This window comes from Streptomyces sp. NPDC097981 (assembly GCF_040302565.1).
Taxonomy (GTDB): domain Bacteria; phylum Actinomycetota; class Actinomycetes; order Streptomycetales; family Streptomycetaceae; genus Streptomyces.
The window spans coordinates 142,056-157,554 of sequence record NZ_JBEORW010000006.1; the positions used below are offsets into that span (position 1 = coordinate 142,056).

The following is a 15,499-nucleotide window of genomic DNA, read 5'->3' on the forward strand; positions in this document are numbered from 1 at the left end:
TCATCTCACCCGTGCGCGGAGCTCCATCGCCCCGCGGGCGGTCGCCTCGCTCTCGTACACCTCGCACATGTGCCGCCCGTCCGGCGTCGCCGTGTGCTCGACCTCCCACAGGCTGAACTCACTCCCGTCCAGCAGCACGAACGCGTGCTCGTACAGGCTGATACCGGGGCCCCGGCCGTCCGCCGTGCACTGCCGGGTACCGAACGCCTGGGTGATCCGGTGCGCGTACGCCGATCTCAGCAGCAGCGCCGTCCGCTCGCCGGGCCGGTCGGGGTTCTCCGCGCGCCGCAGCACCCGGCGGGCATGGTCCGCGGACTCCTCCACCGCGTACTCCCGGTGCCGCTGCGCCGGCGTGGTCGCCGCGAACAGCGCGCTCAGCACCGCCGCGTCGTTGTCCGCCTCCTCCTCGGCAGCGGCGAGCACCGGGTCGAGCACCGGGTCGAACGCCACCTCCGCCGGGGCGTCGCCGAACAGCCGGGCCACGGCCAGACAGGTGTCCGCCTTGCTCACGAAGACCTCGTGCCGGATCGTCCGGTCGCCCTCCAGCCGGTACACCAGCTCCCACAGTGACGCCGAACCGCCGTCGGACAGCAGGTACGTGTGCCGGTGGGTCTCCCGCCACAGTCCCGCCGCCGGGCTGTGGTGGGTGGTGTGGAGGGAAGAGCTGTGGGCGAGCGCCGTGCCGAGGCGCTCGACCAGCCGGTCGGGCAGGTCGAAGGAGTTGAGGACGCGGCCCAGGAGTCGGCCGAGGTGCGCCTCGGTTGTCTCGTACGGATCGCTCAAGGGGGGTCTCCAGGCCGTCGCAGCTAGTGACTTTGCGGAAGCTCAACGTAGCCCCTTGCTCTGACATCGCGTCCGGGGTTCGGTAAAACGTCCGGGAAGCATCACGGGTTCCCGCCACCTTTTCAGGTCAACTTGCACACGGATGTTCATGTTTCGCCCTGGTCTGTGCCGAAGCGCGGGAACATGGGCCGTATGGCAACGAAAACAGCGGACCTTCCCCGCCAGCAGGGGCAGCCCCGCAGCCGAGACGAGGGCGAACAGGCCGGCACCCCGCGGGCGTTGGCCTGGCTGCTGGTGCTCGCCGGGGCCGCCGGGGCGCTGGCCTCCTGGGTGATCACCCTCGACAAGTTCCTCCTGCTGGAGGACCCGGACTTCAAACCCGCCTGCAGCCTCAACCCCGTGGTCTCCTGCGGCAGCGTCATGAAGAGCGACCAGGCCGCGGCCTTCGGATTCCCCAACCCCCTGCTGGGGCTGGTCGCGTACGGGGCCGTCGTGTGCGTCGGTGCGGGTCTGCTGGCCGGCGCCCGCTACCGGGGCTGGTTCTGGCTGGGACTGAACGCCGGCACCGTCTTCGGAGTCGGCTTCTGCAGCTGGCTGATGGTCCAGTCGCTGTACGAGATCAACGCGCTCTGCCTGTGGTGCTGTCTGACCTGGGTGGCCACCCTGGTGATGTTCTGGGCCGTCACCGCGTACAACGTCCGGACGGGTGCGCTGCCCGCACCGGGGCCGGTGCGGGGCTTCTTCACCGAGTTCGGCTGGGCCCCGCCCGTCCTGCACACCGGCGTGATCGGGATGCTGATCCTCACCCGCTGGTGGGAGTTCTGGACCGGGTGACGGCCCGGTGCGCGCGAGGGCCCCGGCAGCTGGAGGCTGCCGGGGCCCTCGTCACATCGCTCCACGGGCGCAACGGGCCCGGTCCACAGGAGAAGGAGGAGCGGAGATCAGCTGCCGACGGAGCCGTTGCCGGAGAGGACCGGGATGTTGTCCAGGATGTGGGAGAGGGCCTCGTCGCCCTTGGCCTGGGTGGAGTTCTCGGTGCACTGCTGGTTCTGCGGGTTGGCGAGGACGTTGACGTCCTGGACGCCGATCGGGACGACGCCGACCAGCGACTGCGCGTTCCCCTTCACCGGCAGGCCGATGCAGGGCTTGTTGAGGGAGCCCTGGACGAGCCCCATCTGCGGGCTCATGTCGCCTTCGGTGTTCTGGTTGCCGTAGATCTGCGAAGCGCCGTTGCCGTTCACGGTGTTGATCCCGTTGTCGTTGCCGATGGCCATGGCCGGGGCTGCAACAGCGGCGCCCGCGCCGACGGCGGCGGCGGTGACGGCGGCAGCAGTCATGATCTTCTTGAACATCATTGGTCCTTTTGTCGCACGAGTGCCTGCTAGTGGAGCGTCATGGTCAACTGCCCCGTCAGGGGGTTGGTTCCGCTGCTTCACTCAAACGGCCCGCTCCGGGCAAAGGCTTTCCCCGCCGGGGGTGAGCCTTCTGCGGACGCGTGCGCGAAGCCCGTACGCAGCCCGCAGGGGCGGCCGCGGGCGCCGCGGACGGTGACGCGGCAGCCGCCGCCAGGAAACGAGTCGCGGCCGCGCAGAGGCAGACCGGCCGGCGCGTGGCGGCGGCCGGGCCGCCCGCTCCCGCAGCGGGGGACGGGTTCGCAGGGACGGCCGGAAATCGCGCGCGGTTACGACTATTGAGCTGAACAGGTCTGATTGCCACCGGGGCCGTGTCGTCTGGGAGGCTGGACCGTTTGCCTCGTTGTGAGCCCCGCGTCGGGGCAGAACATCGAACAGAAGGTGCACTTCCCATGAACTCTGCCAAGAAGGCCGCCCTGGTCCTGGCCACTGCTGGTCTCGCTGCGGCCGGTGCCGCCGGCTCCGCCATGGCCGACTCGTCGGCCACGGGCGCGGCCGTGGGCTCCCCCGGTGTCCTCTCGGGCAACCTGGCCCAGGTCCCGGTTCACGTTCCGGTCAACGTCTGCGGCAACAGCGTCAACGTGGTCGGCCTGCTGAACCCGGCGTTCGGCAACACCTGCAGCAACGCCTGACGCCAGTCGGTACGCGCGACTGTGGGCGCCACCGGCCTCGCCGGTGGCGCCCACAGTTCTTGCCGGGTGGTCCGAACGGCTCAGTGGGCCCCGCCGTTGAGCTTGACGCCACCGAGGAGCGGGGACGCCTGCGTGGCCCCGTTCGCCACGCCGAGCACCTCGCCCGGCGCGTTGTTGCGGATCTTGTTGACCTGCTGGGCGGTGCCCACGGCCTTGTTGACGGCCTGCCCCTGCTCGGCCAGCCCGTTGCCGACGGTCTGCGGGAGCGACTCCGTGACCGGGGCCAGCGAGTTGACGGCCTCGGTCGCCCCGCTCGTCAGGCTCATGGGGGGCATCGCGGCCGGGGTCGCGGCGGCGAAGGCGGGAGCGGAGGCGCCGAGCGCGGCAACGGAGCCGGCGATGACCGCGGCGACCTTCGTGAGCTTCATTATCGAAATCCTCTTCTTTCGTGAACAGAGGCGTCACGGCGACCGTCGCGCCGCTTTCGCCCTGGGTAACGATTCCTGGTCGCTCCGGAAACGCGTACGGCAACGGCCGGAGAATCCGACAACGGATTCTCCGGCCGATATTTCTTCTGATTACCGGTGTTGCCGGTCAGGCGCTACGGGACCTCCGGTACAGAATGGCGCCGCCCAGGACCAGCGCCGAGGCGAGGGCCGCCGCGGCGCCGGGCTGACCCGCGCCGGTCTCGGCGAGCGCCGGAGCCGAAACCCGTGCGGGGACGGGAGCAGGGGCGGGGACGGCCGGTGCCGCGGGGACGGGCATCGGCGCGGGCGCCGGCGCCGGGCGGACCGGGGTGTCGCCGACGGGACGGACGACCTCCGGAGCAGGCGCGGGGAGCGTTACGGTGCCCTCGTGGACCGGCGCCGGAAGGGTCACCGGGGCGGGAACCGGGGCCGGCGCGGGCTGCGGCGGCGCGGGTGTCTGCACCACGGGGGCGGCGGGGACCGGGGCGGGCTTCGGAGCCGGGTGCTCCGCCTGCGGCTTCGGCTGCGGCTCGGGGCGGGGCCGCAGCCGCTCGGGGGCCGGGGGAGCGTGGTAGGCCGCCGGTGCCGGCGCCGGGAGGGTGTGCGGACGGTCGTCGCACTCCTCGTCCGGGCCTCCGTGGGCGCCCTGTCCGCCTTGGGCCCGGTTGCCCTGCGTACCCGATCCTCCGTAGCCGCCCTCGCTGCGGGACTCCTCGTACCGGGGTGCCGCGTGGCGCGGCGCCGGGCGGCGGGACTCCTCGTGGCGGGGCTCCTCACGGCGCTGCTCCGGCAGCGCGTGCCGGCCGCGCCGGTGCTCTTCGAGGTAGCGCTCGAAGGCCTCGGCGTGCTCGGGGCTGAGGTAGCGCCCGTAGCCCCGGTCGGCCCCGTGTGCGTCCGAACCGGTCGTGGTCGCGCAGTTGTTCCCCATCGCGGGGTTGAGCGCCGCTCCGCCGTTCACACTGTTGCCGCACACGTTCGGCGAGAGGGTGATCGGTACCGAGACGCTGTTGCCGGACAGCACACCCGGCGAATGCGAGGCCTCGGCCGTCGCCGTGTGCGCGTAGGCCGCGCCGGTCGCGATCGACAGCAGGCTTGAGGCGGCCGCCGCCGTGAGCATCCCCTTGCCCAGTACCTGTCGGCTCAGTACCTGTCGCATGGGTCCTTCCCTGTCTACCGGCACTCCCGCCGGTGTTGAATCGAAGGTGGCCCCGGAGTGCACCGCCGTGCACTCCGGGGCCACCCCGAGGAGGTCTGCCCTGGCGGGCGCAGGCGCTTCGTCAGGCGTTGACGCAGGTGTTGCCGAACGCCGGGTTCAGCGCGGCGATCACGTTGGCCGTGTTGCCGCAGAGGTTGACCGGGACGTGCACCGGAACCTGGACGAGGTTGCCGGACAGGACGCCGGGGGAGCCGGTGGCCTGGCCATCGGCGGTCGCGTCGGCCAGGGCGGGTGAGGCGGCACCGGCGGCCATCAGAATGCCGGCGGCCAGCACCACTGCCTTCTTGTACATCATTTGATTTCGATCCTTCCTGCAGGGGCGTTTCCACTGCAGAAATAACAACGAGTGGGTCGGGGAAAAGAAACCGCAGATTTTCCGGCGGCGTCTCCGATATTCACCCGGGCGTCGGGCGGCCGGAATTCGCCACGGATTTACGGAGCCATTCGAAAAGGCTGACAAGCGGCGAGGCCGCCACGACCCGAAGGTGCGGCGGCCTCGCTGGCGCGGGGTGCGATCAGCTGCCGGCGGAGCCGTTGCCGGAGAGGACCGGGATGTTGTCCAGGATGTGGGAGAGGGCCTCGTCGCCCTTGGCCTGGGTGGAGTTCTCGGTGCACTGCTGGTTCTGCGGGTTGGCGAGGACGTTGACGTCCTGGACGCCGATCGGGACGACGCCGACCAGCGACTGGAGGTTGGCCTTCGCGGGCAGGGCGATGCAGGGCTTGTTGAAGGAGCCCTGGATGAGAGCCATCTGCGGGCTCATGTTGCCGTACGTGGCCTGGTTGCCGTAGATCTGCGAAGCGCCGTTGCCGTTCACGGTGTTGACGCCGTTGTCGTTCCCGATGGCCATCGCCTGCGGGGCCAGGGCGGCACCAACGCCCACGACCGAGGTCGCGATCGCTGCCGTGGCCATCATCTTCTTGATCATCATCGTCCCTTTTTTGCGGAATTGCCCAGTGCTGGAGCACCCGGATCAACGGCCGGGTCCTGGTCCGGGTTGCGTGGCTTCACCCGGATGCCGTCGTTTCGGACGGCGCAGTTGACGGTCGGACCGTGGCCGGACCGGCGGTCAGTCGTTGACGCAGGTGTTGCCGAACGCCGGGTTCAGCGCGGCGATCACGTTGGCGGTGTTGCCGCAGACGTTGACCGGGACGTGGACCGGCACCTGGAGCAGGTTGCCGCTCAGCACGCCGGGGGACTCCGTGGCGACCCCGTCCGCCGTCGCCCCGCCGTGCGCGGAGGCGAGGCCCGCGCCGCCCATCAGCGCGGCAGCGCCCGCGACCGCCACGGTGGTGGCGCGCATCAGCCTCTTCTTCATCTCCGAGTTTCCCTTTCGGTTCGAACAATGGTGCAAACGCATAACGACCCGCCGTCGGTGAGGGTGCGTGTTATCACCCAAAAGGCCGTACGAGCGAGTCCGGCGTGATTTCCGGCCTGATTTCTGCCAAGGTTCACTCCTGTTTTGTCCCGTTGATCAAAAATGGAGACAGGGTCATGGGTTCGTCCCGCAGAATCCTCGGCACGCTCGGTCTGCTGTCCTGCCTCGTACTTTCGGCGAACGTCCCGGCTGCCGGTGCCACCGCACCGCCGGGCCCCGCAGCACCTGCCACGAGGGAGATGCCCAGGGTTCCGTTCACGCAGCGCTATCAGGCCGTCCAGCGGGGCGGGCTGGTCCACGCCTCCAACTCCTCCATCGCGTGCCGCCGGGAGGAGGCGCCGGACGCCGGGCCGGACGAACCGGACGCCGAGCCGGACGCCGGTCCGTGCGCCGAGGTGAAGCGGGGCGCGGCCGGGGTCAACAGCGATTTCGACATGTTCTACAGCGAGGTCGACGAGGACCCGGACACCTACAACTCCACCCGGGCCGAGCTCAGGGTCCCGCAGGGCGCGAAGGTCTCGTACGCCCGCCTGTACTGGGGCGGGAACCTGCGGGTGGGCGAGCAGAAGCCGCCGGAGGACAACGGCCGGGTGCTGGTCGCCGAGCCGGGTGGGGCGTACAAGGAGGTCCTCGCGGACACGGTGATCGGCCACCGCACGGACGCGGGCAGCGACGCCTACCAGGCCTCGGCCGATGTGACCCCGCTGGTCCGCAAGGGCGGCGCCGGGATGTGGACGGTGGCCCAGCTGAACATCGCGATGGGCCACTCCGAGGTGGGTGCCTGGGGCGGCTGGACGCTGGTCGTGGCCTACGAGGACCCGCAGGAGCCGGTGCGCCGGATCTCGCTGTGGGACGGCTTCGAGGGGCTCGCCGCGCGTGCGGGCGAGGCGTCGGGCGAGACGGTCGAGATCGCGGGCCTGGACGCCGCCGCCGGGGCGGCCGGGAAGGCCGGGGTGGTCGCGTACGACGGGGACCGCGGGACGCTCGGGGACTCGCTCACGGTGACAGCGGACAGCGGCCGCCAGGTCAGTCTCGGCGATTCCGAAAATCCTTTTAATGATGTTATGAATTCTACGATCGCGGAATTCGGACGCGCCTCGTTCGTGCGGCAGCCCGAACATGTGAATAATCTCGGATATGACGCGGACGTGTTCGACCTGAGTCCCGCCCTGTCCGGTGGTGCCCACAGCCTGAGTTTCAGGTTCACGGGCGAAAGCCAGGGTCAATTCCTCGGCGTGCTCTTCGTTCAGACAGACGCGCGCCGCTGAACGTAGGAGACCGCTCCGCGTGCCGACACAGCATCCCCCTGCGCAGCCCTCCCCTGCGCGGGCTCCGATTCCCCGCCCCCTGTCCGTCCTGCATCTCGTCCAGCCCGTCGACGGTGGTGTCGCCCGGGTCGTCGCCGACCTCGTACGCGGCCAGACGGCCTCCGGCCTGCGGACCGCCGTCGCCTGCCCGCGCGGCGGACATCTCGCCGAGGCCGCCCGTGCCGCCGGCGCCGAAGTGCTGACCTGGCGCGCCGGGCGCGCCCCCGGGCCCGAGCTGCCCGCCGAAGTGCTCGCCGCCCGGCGGGTGATCGGCCTGGTCCGCCCCGACGTCCTGCACGCCCACAGCGCGAAGGCCGGACTGGCCGGCCGGCTCGCCGTACGCGGGGCCGTGCCCACCGTCTTCCAGCCGCACGCCTGGTCCTTCGACGCCGTCGGCGGGGCCACCGCCGCGCTCGCCCTGCGCTGGGAGCGGTTCGGGACCCGTTGGGCCGACCGGGTGCTCTGCGTCAGCGAGGCCGAACGCCGGGCCGGCGAGGCCGAGGGGATCGCCGCCCACTGGTCGGTGATCCGCAACGGCGTGGACCTGGACCACTTCCGCCCCGGCGGCCCCGACCGGGACGCGGACCGGGCCCGGGCGCGTACCGAACTCCCTTTGCCCTCCGCCTTCCTGGGCGACGGGCCGCTCGCCGTCTGCGCGGGCCGGCTCTGCCGGCAGAAGGGCCAGGACATCCTGCTCCGGGCCTGGCGGGAGGTGCTCGGCACCATCCCCGAAGCCCGTCTCGCGCTCGTCGGCGACGGCCCCGACCACGAGCGGCTGCGCCGCAGCGCCCCGCCCGGGGTGCTCTTCGCGGGAGCCGCCCGCGACATCCGACCGTGGCTTCGGGCCGCCGATCTCGTTGTACTGCCGTCGCGATGGGAAGGCATGGCGCTCGCCCCGCTCGAAGCCATGGCCTGCGGCCGACCGGTCCTGGTCTCCGACGTCAGCGGTGCCCGGGAGAGCCTGCCGCCCGGCCAGGGACGGCTCTGCCTGGTACCGCCGGAGGACCCGACGGCCCTCGCCAAGGCCCTGGGACGGCTGCTCGCCGAACCGCGGCTGCTCGCCGAACTCGGGGAGCAGGCCGGGCAGCACGCCCGGACCGACTTCGACGTGCAGCGGACCACGGACGCGGTCACCGGTCTGTACCACGAACTGCTGGGCAGGCCCCGGCCCTTGAACCAGGAGCGCATCAGCCGATGACGATGGACAGCGCACCCGCTCGGCACACCGGGCAGGGCGGCACGGGGCCCGCCGGCACCGCAGCCGTCCGACGGTCCGTGACCGCCATCCACCCCCCACGCCGGTCCAGGGCCGACCAGGCCCGGCCGCTGGTGCGGCCGCAGCGGATCCGGCGCCGCGGCGGGGTCGTCCCGCTGCTGGCCGCCGACGCGCTGGCCGCCGTACTCACCACGACGGCCGTGGCCCGGCCCGGCGCGGCGCTGCCGCCCGAGGCCGCCGCCCCGATCGCGGTGCTGCTCGCCGTACTGCACGCGCAGGCCGGGCTGTACCGGCCGCGGCTCGCACCCTCGGCCCTGCTCGAACTGCCCGCGCTGGCCGGGCGCGCCGCCGCCCTGTGGTGCGGGGCCGCCGCCGTCGTGGCCGCCGCGGTGCCGGGGCAGGCCCTGGGCTGGTCCGCCCTGCTGAGCGCCGTCTGCCTGCAGATCGTGCTGACCTGTGCGGGGCGCGGGTTCGTCAACTGGATCCGCCGCCGCTCCGCCCTCCGCCGGCCCTCCTCGATCCTCGTCGTCGGCCCCGTCGCCGGGGCGAGCGCGGTGGCCGCCGCGCTGCACGGGCGTCCCGAGTACGGGCTGCGGCCCATCGGGCTCGCCGACACCGCCGCCGAAGAGGGCGGCGGCGCGGTGCCGGTGCTCGCCACCCACGAGGACATCCGGCGCGCAGTCATCCAGAACTCGGTCCGGCACGCGGTGTTCACCCGCCCGCCGGAGGCCGACGAGCACACCGCCTCCCTCGTCCGCCTCTTCCACGACCACGGCTGCCGGCTCTGGCTCGCCGACCCGGCCGGCACCGCCAAGGTGACCGGCATGCGCGTGGCCCAGCCCGCCGACCAGCTGTGGGGGTACGCGGTACAGCCGCTGCTGCCGCGCTCGTCCCGGCCGGCGGAGCGCTGGGTGAAGCGGGCCATCGACGGGCTGCTGGCCGCGATCGCGCTGCTCGCCGCCGCGCCCGTGATGGGCGTGTGCGCGCTGGCCGTACGGATCTCCGACGGGCCCGGGGTGATCTTCCGGCAGGAGCGGGTCGGCCTGTACGGGCGCTCCTTCACGCTGCTGAAGTTCCGCACCCTGCGCGCCGACGAGCACGAGTCCGCCACCCGGTGGACGGTCGCGGGCGACAACCGCATGAGCCCCGTCGGCTCCTTCCTGCGCAAGTCCTCGCTGGACGAGCTGCCGCAGCTGTGGAACGTCGTACGGGGCGACATGAGCCTGGTCGGACCACGGCCGGAACGGCCCTTCTTCGTGGCGAAGTTCGCCGCCGTGCACCCCGGCTACGAGGCCCGGCACCGGATGCCCGTCGGCATCACCGGGCTCGCCCAGATCAACGGCCTGCGCGGGGACACCTCCATCGAGGACCGGGCCCGCTTCGACAACCACTACATCGACACCTGGTCACTGTGGCAGGACCTGTGGATCCTCGCCCGCACCGTGGCCTCCTTCTTCCGCTTCCGGCTGGGGGGCAGCTGATGAGCCTCGCCGTGCCGCCGGGCGGCACCCGGCCCGCCGTGCCGGAGCTGCTGAGGCGGCACTGGCCGCTGCTGCCGCTCGCCGCGACCGTTCTGCTGCTCCTCGCCCCGATCGCGGCGGGCGACGCGACCACCTCCGGCAAGGTCGGCCCGGCCGACGCCGCCTCACTGCTGCTGGTGCTCGTGTGCGCGGTGCAGGCGCTGCGCGGCCGGGTGCGGGAACTGGGCCCGCTGGGCGTACTGGTGCTCGGCGCGCCCGCCCTGGGGCTGGCCGTCGCGACCGCAACGGCCGGGGACCCGTACGTGGCGCTGCCGGGCTTCGTGCGCTACCTCCAGGTGTTCGTGCTGGTCCCGGCGGCGATCGTGCTGCTGGTGCGCGACGCCGGGGAGTTCCGGCTCGCCGCCGGGTGCTTCGTGGTGCTGGCGCTGGTGCAGGGCGCGGTGGGGGTCGTGCAGTACGCGACCCACACCGGGGCCTCGTACCAGGGCCAGGACGTCCGGGCCGTGGGCACCTTCGGCCCCGGCGACGTGATGGGCATGGCCACGGTGGTGGCGTACGGGCTGGTCGTGGCGACCGCGGCGGCCCTGGCTCCGGGACTGCCGCCCCGGGTACGGCGGATGGCGGGCGGCGCGGCACTGGTGCTGGTGGTGCCGCTGGTGCTGTCGTTCAGCCGCGGCTCGTGGATCGCCACGGCCGGCGCGGCGGTGCTGGTGATGGTGCTGGCCGGGATCCGGCGGGCCCTGAAGGTGCTGCTCGCCCTGGCCGCGGCCGGGGTGGTCCTGGTGGGCGGGTTCGGGGTCGGCTCCGAGATGGTGACGGAGCGGCTGACCTCGATCACCCAGGTCTCCAGCGCCCCCGACCAGTCGGTGATCGACCGCTACACGATGTGGGCCGCCGCCGAGTCGATGTGGCGCGAGCGGCCGGCGGTCGGAGTGGGCCTCAAGGGCTTCCCGGCCAACCGGGACGGGCACTCCTCGCTGGGCCTGTCCTCCGGCAGCGACACCGCCGGCGCGGGGCAGGCGTACATCCGTCAGCCGTTGCTCTCCCCGCACAACATGTACCTGCTGGTGCTGAGCGAGCAGGGCCTCCTCGGGCTGATCGCGCTGGCCGGTGGCTGGGCGGCGCTGCTGGTCGCCGGGATCCGCCGGTGCATGTCCGGCAGGGGGCCCCGGGACTGCGGGCTGATCGCGATCGGGCTGTTCGCCTGGCAGCTCACCGACTTCCTGTACGCGGACATCGGCGGGCCGTCGACCGTACTGACCGGGGTGATCATCGGCCTGGCGGCCTGGTGGGCCCTGCCGTCGCCCTCCGGGGACGACGCGGTTCCCGGCGGACCCGGCCGGCCATGGGCGCGTACGGCCCCCGGTGCGGGATCCGGTCCGGGGGCGGCTGCTGCCGCGGGAGGGCGCACCGGCGGCGTGGCCGGCCTGCGCGCCGTTCCGGGTGCGGACGGCCGGTGACCGACACGACGCCCTGGCGGCCCGCCCCCGGCCCCCCGGCCGGGGCGGGCCCCGCCCGCGTTCCGGGCACGCCGGCCCCGGCGTCCCCCGCCGCCCCGCACGGGCCCGCGGGACCCCGGTCCCCGTCCCGTACGGGCGCCTCGCTCCCGTCCGGCTCCGGAGTCCCCCAGGCGGTACCGGGTGCGGGCGCCTCGGTGACGCCCGCCGCCCGCGGCGCCGGAGCCTCCGCGGAGCGCGGTGTCCGGGTGGCGGCCCGGTCCGCCCGCCGCGAGCTGCCCGACGGCCCGGGGCCACGAAGGGACAACCCGGCCGCCGCGTCCCGGGGGTCCCGCGCCCCGGGCGGCAGCGCACCGGCTCCGCTGGGGCGCTTCCTGGCCAAGGCCGCCGCCGTCACCGCCGGACTGACCGCCGCCGGTGCGGTGTTCGGGCTGTTCCGGGACCAGGCCATCGCCCACCTCTTCGGGGCCGGGCACGACAGCGACGCCTTCCTGATCGCCTGGACCGTGCCCGAGATGGCCTCGACCCTCCTGATCGAGGACGCGATGGCCCTGCTGATGGTGCCCGCGTTCAGCCATGCCCTGGCCCGGCGGGCGGCCGTCCGGGCCGGGCTCACCCGCAAGGACGCCCGCGCGCAGGACCCCGTACGGCTGCTCGTGGGGGCGACCCTGCCGCGGCTGGCGGTGTTCCTCGCCGCCGTCGCCTCCCTGCTCGTCGTCGCCGCACCGCTCGTCGTCGCCGTGCTCGCACCCGGACTGCCCGACCCGGCCCTGGCCGTGGAGTGCACCCGGATGACCGCGCTGACCGTGCTGTCCTTCGGGATCGCGGGTTACTTCAGCGCCGCGCTCAGGGCGCACCGCTCCTTCGTCCCGCCGGCCGCGATCTACGTCTCGTACAACGTCGGGATCATCGGGACGATGGCCGCCCTGCACGCGGTGTGGGGCGTTCGGGCCGCCGCGGCCGGCGTCGCCGCCGGCGGGCTGCTGATGGTGCTCGTCCAACTGCCGGCGTTCATGCGGGACGTGGGTTTCGGGCCGTCCCGGGCCAAGGGCGCACCGCGCAGCCAGCGCGACCGGGACCGGCCCACCCTGATGGCGTTCGGGCTGATCGCCCCGGTGATCTTCTTCGCGGTGTTCCGGCAGTCGCAGGTCCTGGTCGAGCGGTTCCTGGCCGCCTCGCTGCCGCCCGGGGCCATCTCGCACCTGAACTACGCGCAGAAGGTCGCGCAGATGCCGATGGTGCTGTCCCTGATGATCTGCACCGTCACCTTCCCCGTCGTCGCCCAGGCCATGGCCGGAGGAGAGCGCGAGAAGGCACGGCGGCGCATCGAACAGGACCTCGCACTGGCCTCCCTCGCCGTCCTCATGGGCAGCGCCCTCGTCATCGGGTACGCGCCCCAGATCATCCAAGTCCTCTTCGAACGCGGCGCGTTCACCCACCGCGACACCCTGGCCACCGCCTCCGTCATGCGGGTCTACGGCCTCGGACTCCTCGGCCACTGCCTCGTCGGCGCGCTGTCCCGGCCCTTCTTCTCGACCGCCCGGCCCACGTGGTTCCCGGCGCTCGCGATGGGCGCCGGACTCCTCGTCAACATCGTCGCCGGAGCCCTCGCCGTCCGCTGGTGGGGCACGTACGGCATCGCCGCCGCCAACGCGGCCGGCATCTCCACCACCGCCGCCCTGCTGCTCACCGGGCTCGGCTCACGGATCGTCGCCATCCAGGTCCGCCGGGTCGCGTTCAGCATCGGCCGGCTCGCCGTCGCCGCCGTCGGCGCCGGCGGCACCGGCTGGATCGCCGGGCCGATGATCCCGAACCCGCTGCTCAGCGCCGCACTCGGCTGCCTGCTCGTCCCCGCCATGTTCGGCGCCTGCGGCATGGCCATACGGGTGCTGGAGATCACCGCCCTGCCCGCCCAGATCACCCAGATGACCCAGAGGTTCCGCAATGCCCGCTGACACCCGCACGGCACCGGCCGCCACGACGGCCCCCGCCCGCCGGACCGCCTCGCCGTGGGTCCTGATGTACCACTCGGTCGCCGAGTTCACCGACCCCGCCGAGGACCCGTACGGCATCACCGTCACCCCGGGCGCGCTGGAGGAGCAGCTGGTGTGGCTGCGCTCGCGCGGCCTGCGCGGGGTGTCCGTCGGCGAGCTGCTGAGGGCCTGCGCGGCCGGGCGCGGCGCCGGGCTGGTCGGCCTGACCTTCGACGACGGCTACACCGACTACCTGACCCGGGCGCTGCCGCTGCTGCGCCGCCACGACTGCACCTCCACGCTGTTCGTCCTGCCCGGACGGCTCGGGGTGGACAACGTCTGGGACCCGCTGGGCCCGCGCAAGTCCCTGCTGACCGCCGAGGGCATCCGCGAAGTCGCCGCCGCCGGGCAGGAGATCGGCTCGCACGGGCTGCTCCACCAGGACCTCACCGTGGCCGCCGACGACATCCTCCAGCAGGAGCTGCGGGGCAGCCGCGAGCTGATCCGCGAGCTGACCGGGACCCTGCCGGAGGGGTTCTGCTACCCGTACGGGCACCTCGACGAGCGGGTCGTCGCGGCGACGCGGGCCGCCGGGTACGGGTACGCGTGCGCCATCGACCCCGGCCGGCTGGCGGGCCCGCACGCCCTGCCGCGCACCCACGTCAGCCAGGCGGACGGGGCCGGGCGGCTGCGGATCAAGCAGCTGCGGCACCGGGTGCGGGAGCTGCGGCGGGCGGTGGGCCGGTGAAGTCCGTACGGGCGCTGCACATCATCACGGGGCTCGGGGTCGGCGGCGCCGAGCAGCAGCTGCGGCTGCTGCTGCGACACATGCCGATGCACTGCGACGTGCTGACGCTGACCAACCCCGGTCCGGTGGCCGAGGGGCTGCGGACCGACGGGGTCCGGGTGGTGCACCTGGGGATGCGGGGCAACCGGGACCTGGGGGTGCTGCCGAGGCTGGTGCGGTTCATCCGGCGCGGCCGGTACGACCTCGTGCACACCCACCTGTACCGGGCCTGTGTGTACGGGCGGTTCGCGGCCCGGCTCGCGGGGGTCGGGGCGACCGTCGCCACCGAGCACTCCCTCGGCGAGGGCGAGATCGAGGGCCGGCCGCTGACGGGCGGGGTACGGGCCCTGTACCTGGCCAGTGAACGGCTGGGCGCGGCGACCGTGGCGGTGTCGGACACCGTGGCGGCGCGGCTGGAGGGGTGGGGGGTGCCGGCCGCGCGGGTGCACGTCGTCCCGAACGGCATCGAGGCCGTGCGCTTCCGCTTCGACGAGGGCGTGCGCCGGGCCACGCGGGCCCGGACCGGGCTGCCCGAGCGGGCGTTCGTGGTCGGCGGGGTCGGGCGGCTGGTGCCGGGCAAGCGGTTCGACTCGCTGGTCCGGGCGGTGGCGGCGCTGCCGGGTGCGCATCTGCTGCTGGCCGGGGACGGGCCGGAGCGGGCGGCGCTGCGGAGGCTGGCCGCGGAGCTGGGCGCGCAGAACCGGATCCACCTGCTGGGGGAGCGGGACCCGGTGGGCGACGGCGCGGACGGGCGGACGCCGGGGATTGCCGCGCTGCTGGCCGCTACGGACGTCTTCGTGTCCCCGTCGCGGGAGGAGGCGTTCGGCCTCGCCGTCGTGGAGGCCCTGGCCGCGGGGCTGCCCGTCCTGCACGTCACCTGTCCGGCGATCGACGACCTGCCGGCCGCCGAGGCGCCGGGGGCGCGGCGGATCGGGACCGGGACGGAGGAGCTGGTGGCCGCCCTGCGCGGGCACATGGAGGCGGGAGCGCGCCGGCTGCCGCCGCCACCGGTGGTTCGCCGCTACGACATCGCCCGCAGCGCGGAACGCCTCCTCTCCGTCTACGCCCTGGCCCTCACCCCGACTCCGAGCCGCCCCCCGACTCCGAGCCGCCCCCCGACTCCGAGCCGACCCCCGGCCCCGGCCGCGAACGGCCTCGCCCGGGGGGCGTCCCAGGCCCCGGTTTCGCCTCCGGCCCTGACCTCGGCTTCGGGTCCGGTCCCGGCGTCGGGCCCGGTTCAGGTTCCGGCCGGGGACGGCCTCGCCCCGGCTGCGGGGCGGCTCGGGGTGGGGGGTGCCGCGGGCGTGGAGCAGGCGGATCCGGGGGCGGGGCACGCGCTGCCGGCCGGCTCCGCACCTCATACGCCCGCGGGGCCCGGATTGCCCCCCGGCT

Annotated in this window: 15 protein-coding genes and 1 pseudogene; 9 read left to right on the forward strand and 7 right to left on the reverse strand. The window is 73.6% G+C overall.

Going from position 1 to position 15,499, the window contains the following annotated elements; genetic code table 11:
- Complete coding sequence (locus ABTY04_RS08325) at window positions 1–783, reverse strand: DUF6227 family protein (RefSeq protein WP_352212538.1); 783 nt, start codon at window positions 781–783, stop codon at window positions 1–3.
- Window positions 784–975: 192 nt separating this feature from the next.
- Here ABTY04_RS08325 and ABTY04_RS08330 point away from each other — a divergent pair, with 192 nt between their 5' ends.
- Entirely contained in the window at window positions 976–1,617 is a 642-nt protein-coding gene (locus tag ABTY04_RS08330; protein WP_502996579.1) for a vitamin K epoxide reductase family protein, read from the forward strand.
- 107 nt (window positions 1,618–1,724) lie between these two features.
- Here the strand turns inward: ABTY04_RS08330 and ABTY04_RS08335 are convergent, their stop codons facing one another.
- Entirely contained in the window at window positions 1,725–2,135 is a 411-nt protein-coding gene (locus ABTY04_RS08335; protein WP_352212540.1) for a rodlin, read from the reverse strand.
- 452 nt (window positions 2,136–2,587) lie between these two features.
- Here ABTY04_RS08335 and ABTY04_RS08340 point away from each other — a divergent pair, with 452 nt between their 5' ends.
- Window positions 2,588–2,827 (forward strand): chaplin, encoded by a 240-nt coding sequence (locus ABTY04_RS08340; protein ID WP_352212541.1) that lies wholly within the window; start codon window positions 2,588–2,590, stop codon window positions 2,825–2,827.
- An 80-nt stretch (window positions 2,828–2,907) separates the two neighbouring features.
- Here the strand turns inward: ABTY04_RS08340 and ABTY04_RS08345 are convergent, their stop codons facing one another.
- The 5 genes from ABTY04_RS08345 to ABTY04_RS08365 all read right to left on the reverse strand — a co-directional run bounded on the left by ABTY04_RS08345 (window position 2,908) and on the right by ABTY04_RS08365 (window position 5,826).
- Window positions 2,908–3,255: a hypothetical protein gene (locus ABTY04_RS08345; RefSeq protein WP_352212542.1), complete on the reverse strand. Its 348-nt coding sequence runs from the start codon at window positions 3,253–3,255 to the stop codon at window positions 2,908–2,910.
- Window positions 3,256–3,421: 166 nt separating this feature from the next.
- The gene (locus ABTY04_RS08350; protein ID WP_352212543.1) at window positions 3,422–4,450 is read right to left on the reverse strand and encodes a chaplin; all 1,029 of its coding nucleotides are present in this window, start codon (window positions 4,448–4,450) and stop codon (window positions 3,422–3,424) included.
- A 121-nt stretch (window positions 4,451–4,571) separates the two neighbouring features.
- On the reverse strand, window positions 4,572–4,805 hold the full coding sequence (locus ABTY04_RS08355; RefSeq protein WP_352212544.1) for a chaplin: 234 nt from the start codon (window positions 4,803–4,805) through the stop codon (window positions 4,572–4,574).
- Between the two features lie 220 nt (window positions 4,806–5,025).
- The gene (locus ABTY04_RS08360; RefSeq protein WP_352212644.1) at window positions 5,026–5,436 is read right to left on the reverse strand and encodes a rodlin; all 411 of its coding nucleotides are present in this window, start codon (window positions 5,434–5,436) and stop codon (window positions 5,026–5,028) included.
- A gap of 141 nt (window positions 5,437–5,577) precedes the next feature.
- Entirely contained in the window at window positions 5,578–5,826 is a 249-nt protein-coding gene (locus ABTY04_RS08365) for a chaplin (protein WP_352212545.1), read from the reverse strand.
- A gap of 104 nt (window positions 5,827–5,930) precedes the next feature.
- Between ABTY04_RS08365 and ABTY04_RS08370 the strand changes: the two genes are divergently transcribed.
- From ABTY04_RS08370 to ABTY04_RS08400, 7 genes and pseudogenes are all read left to right on the forward strand, one after another.
- Window positions 5,931–7,154, forward strand: a complete 1,224-nt coding sequence (locus tag ABTY04_RS08370; protein WP_352212546.1) for a DUF3344 domain-containing protein — start codon at window positions 5,931–5,933, stop codon at window positions 7,152–7,154.
- Window positions 7,155–7,173: 19 nt separating this feature from the next.
- The gene (locus ABTY04_RS08375; RefSeq protein WP_502996580.1) at window positions 7,174–8,391 is read left to right on the forward strand and encodes a glycosyltransferase; all 1,218 of its coding nucleotides are present in this window, start codon (window positions 7,174–7,176) and stop codon (window positions 8,389–8,391) included.
- Window positions 8,388–9,890, forward strand: a complete 1,503-nt coding sequence (locus ABTY04_RS08380; RefSeq protein ID WP_502996581.1) for an exopolysaccharide biosynthesis polyprenyl glycosylphosphotransferase — start codon at window positions 8,388–8,390, stop codon at window positions 9,888–9,890. Before ABTY04_RS08375 ends, ABTY04_RS08380 begins: the two co-directional genes overlap by 4 nt.
- The gene (locus ABTY04_RS08385; protein ID WP_352212547.1) at window positions 9,890–11,350 is read left to right on the forward strand and encodes an O-antigen ligase family protein; all 1,461 of its coding nucleotides are present in this window, start codon (window positions 9,890–9,892) and stop codon (window positions 11,348–11,350) included. Before ABTY04_RS08380 ends, ABTY04_RS08385 begins: the two co-directional genes overlap by 1 nt.
- Window positions 11,351–11,544: 194 nt before the next feature.
- On the forward strand, window positions 11,545–13,302 hold the full coding sequence (locus tag ABTY04_RS08390; protein WP_502996590.1) for a lipid II flippase MurJ: 1,758 nt from the start codon (window positions 11,545–11,547) through the stop codon (window positions 13,300–13,302).
- Window positions 13,292–14,068 carry a polysaccharide deacetylase family protein gene (locus ABTY04_RS08395; protein ID WP_352212549.1) on the forward strand — a complete coding sequence of 259 codons (777 nt, stop codon included), beginning with the start codon at window positions 13,292–13,294 and terminating at the stop codon, window positions 14,066–14,068. Before ABTY04_RS08390 ends, ABTY04_RS08395 begins: the two co-directional genes overlap by 11 nt.
- Window positions 14,065–15,195 (forward strand): annotated as a pseudogene (locus ABTY04_RS08400) (glycosyltransferase); the annotation flags it as partial. The gene ABTY04_RS08395 and the pseudogene ABTY04_RS08400, both read left to right, overlap by 4 nt.
- Window positions 15,196–15,499 lie beyond the last annotated feature (304 nt).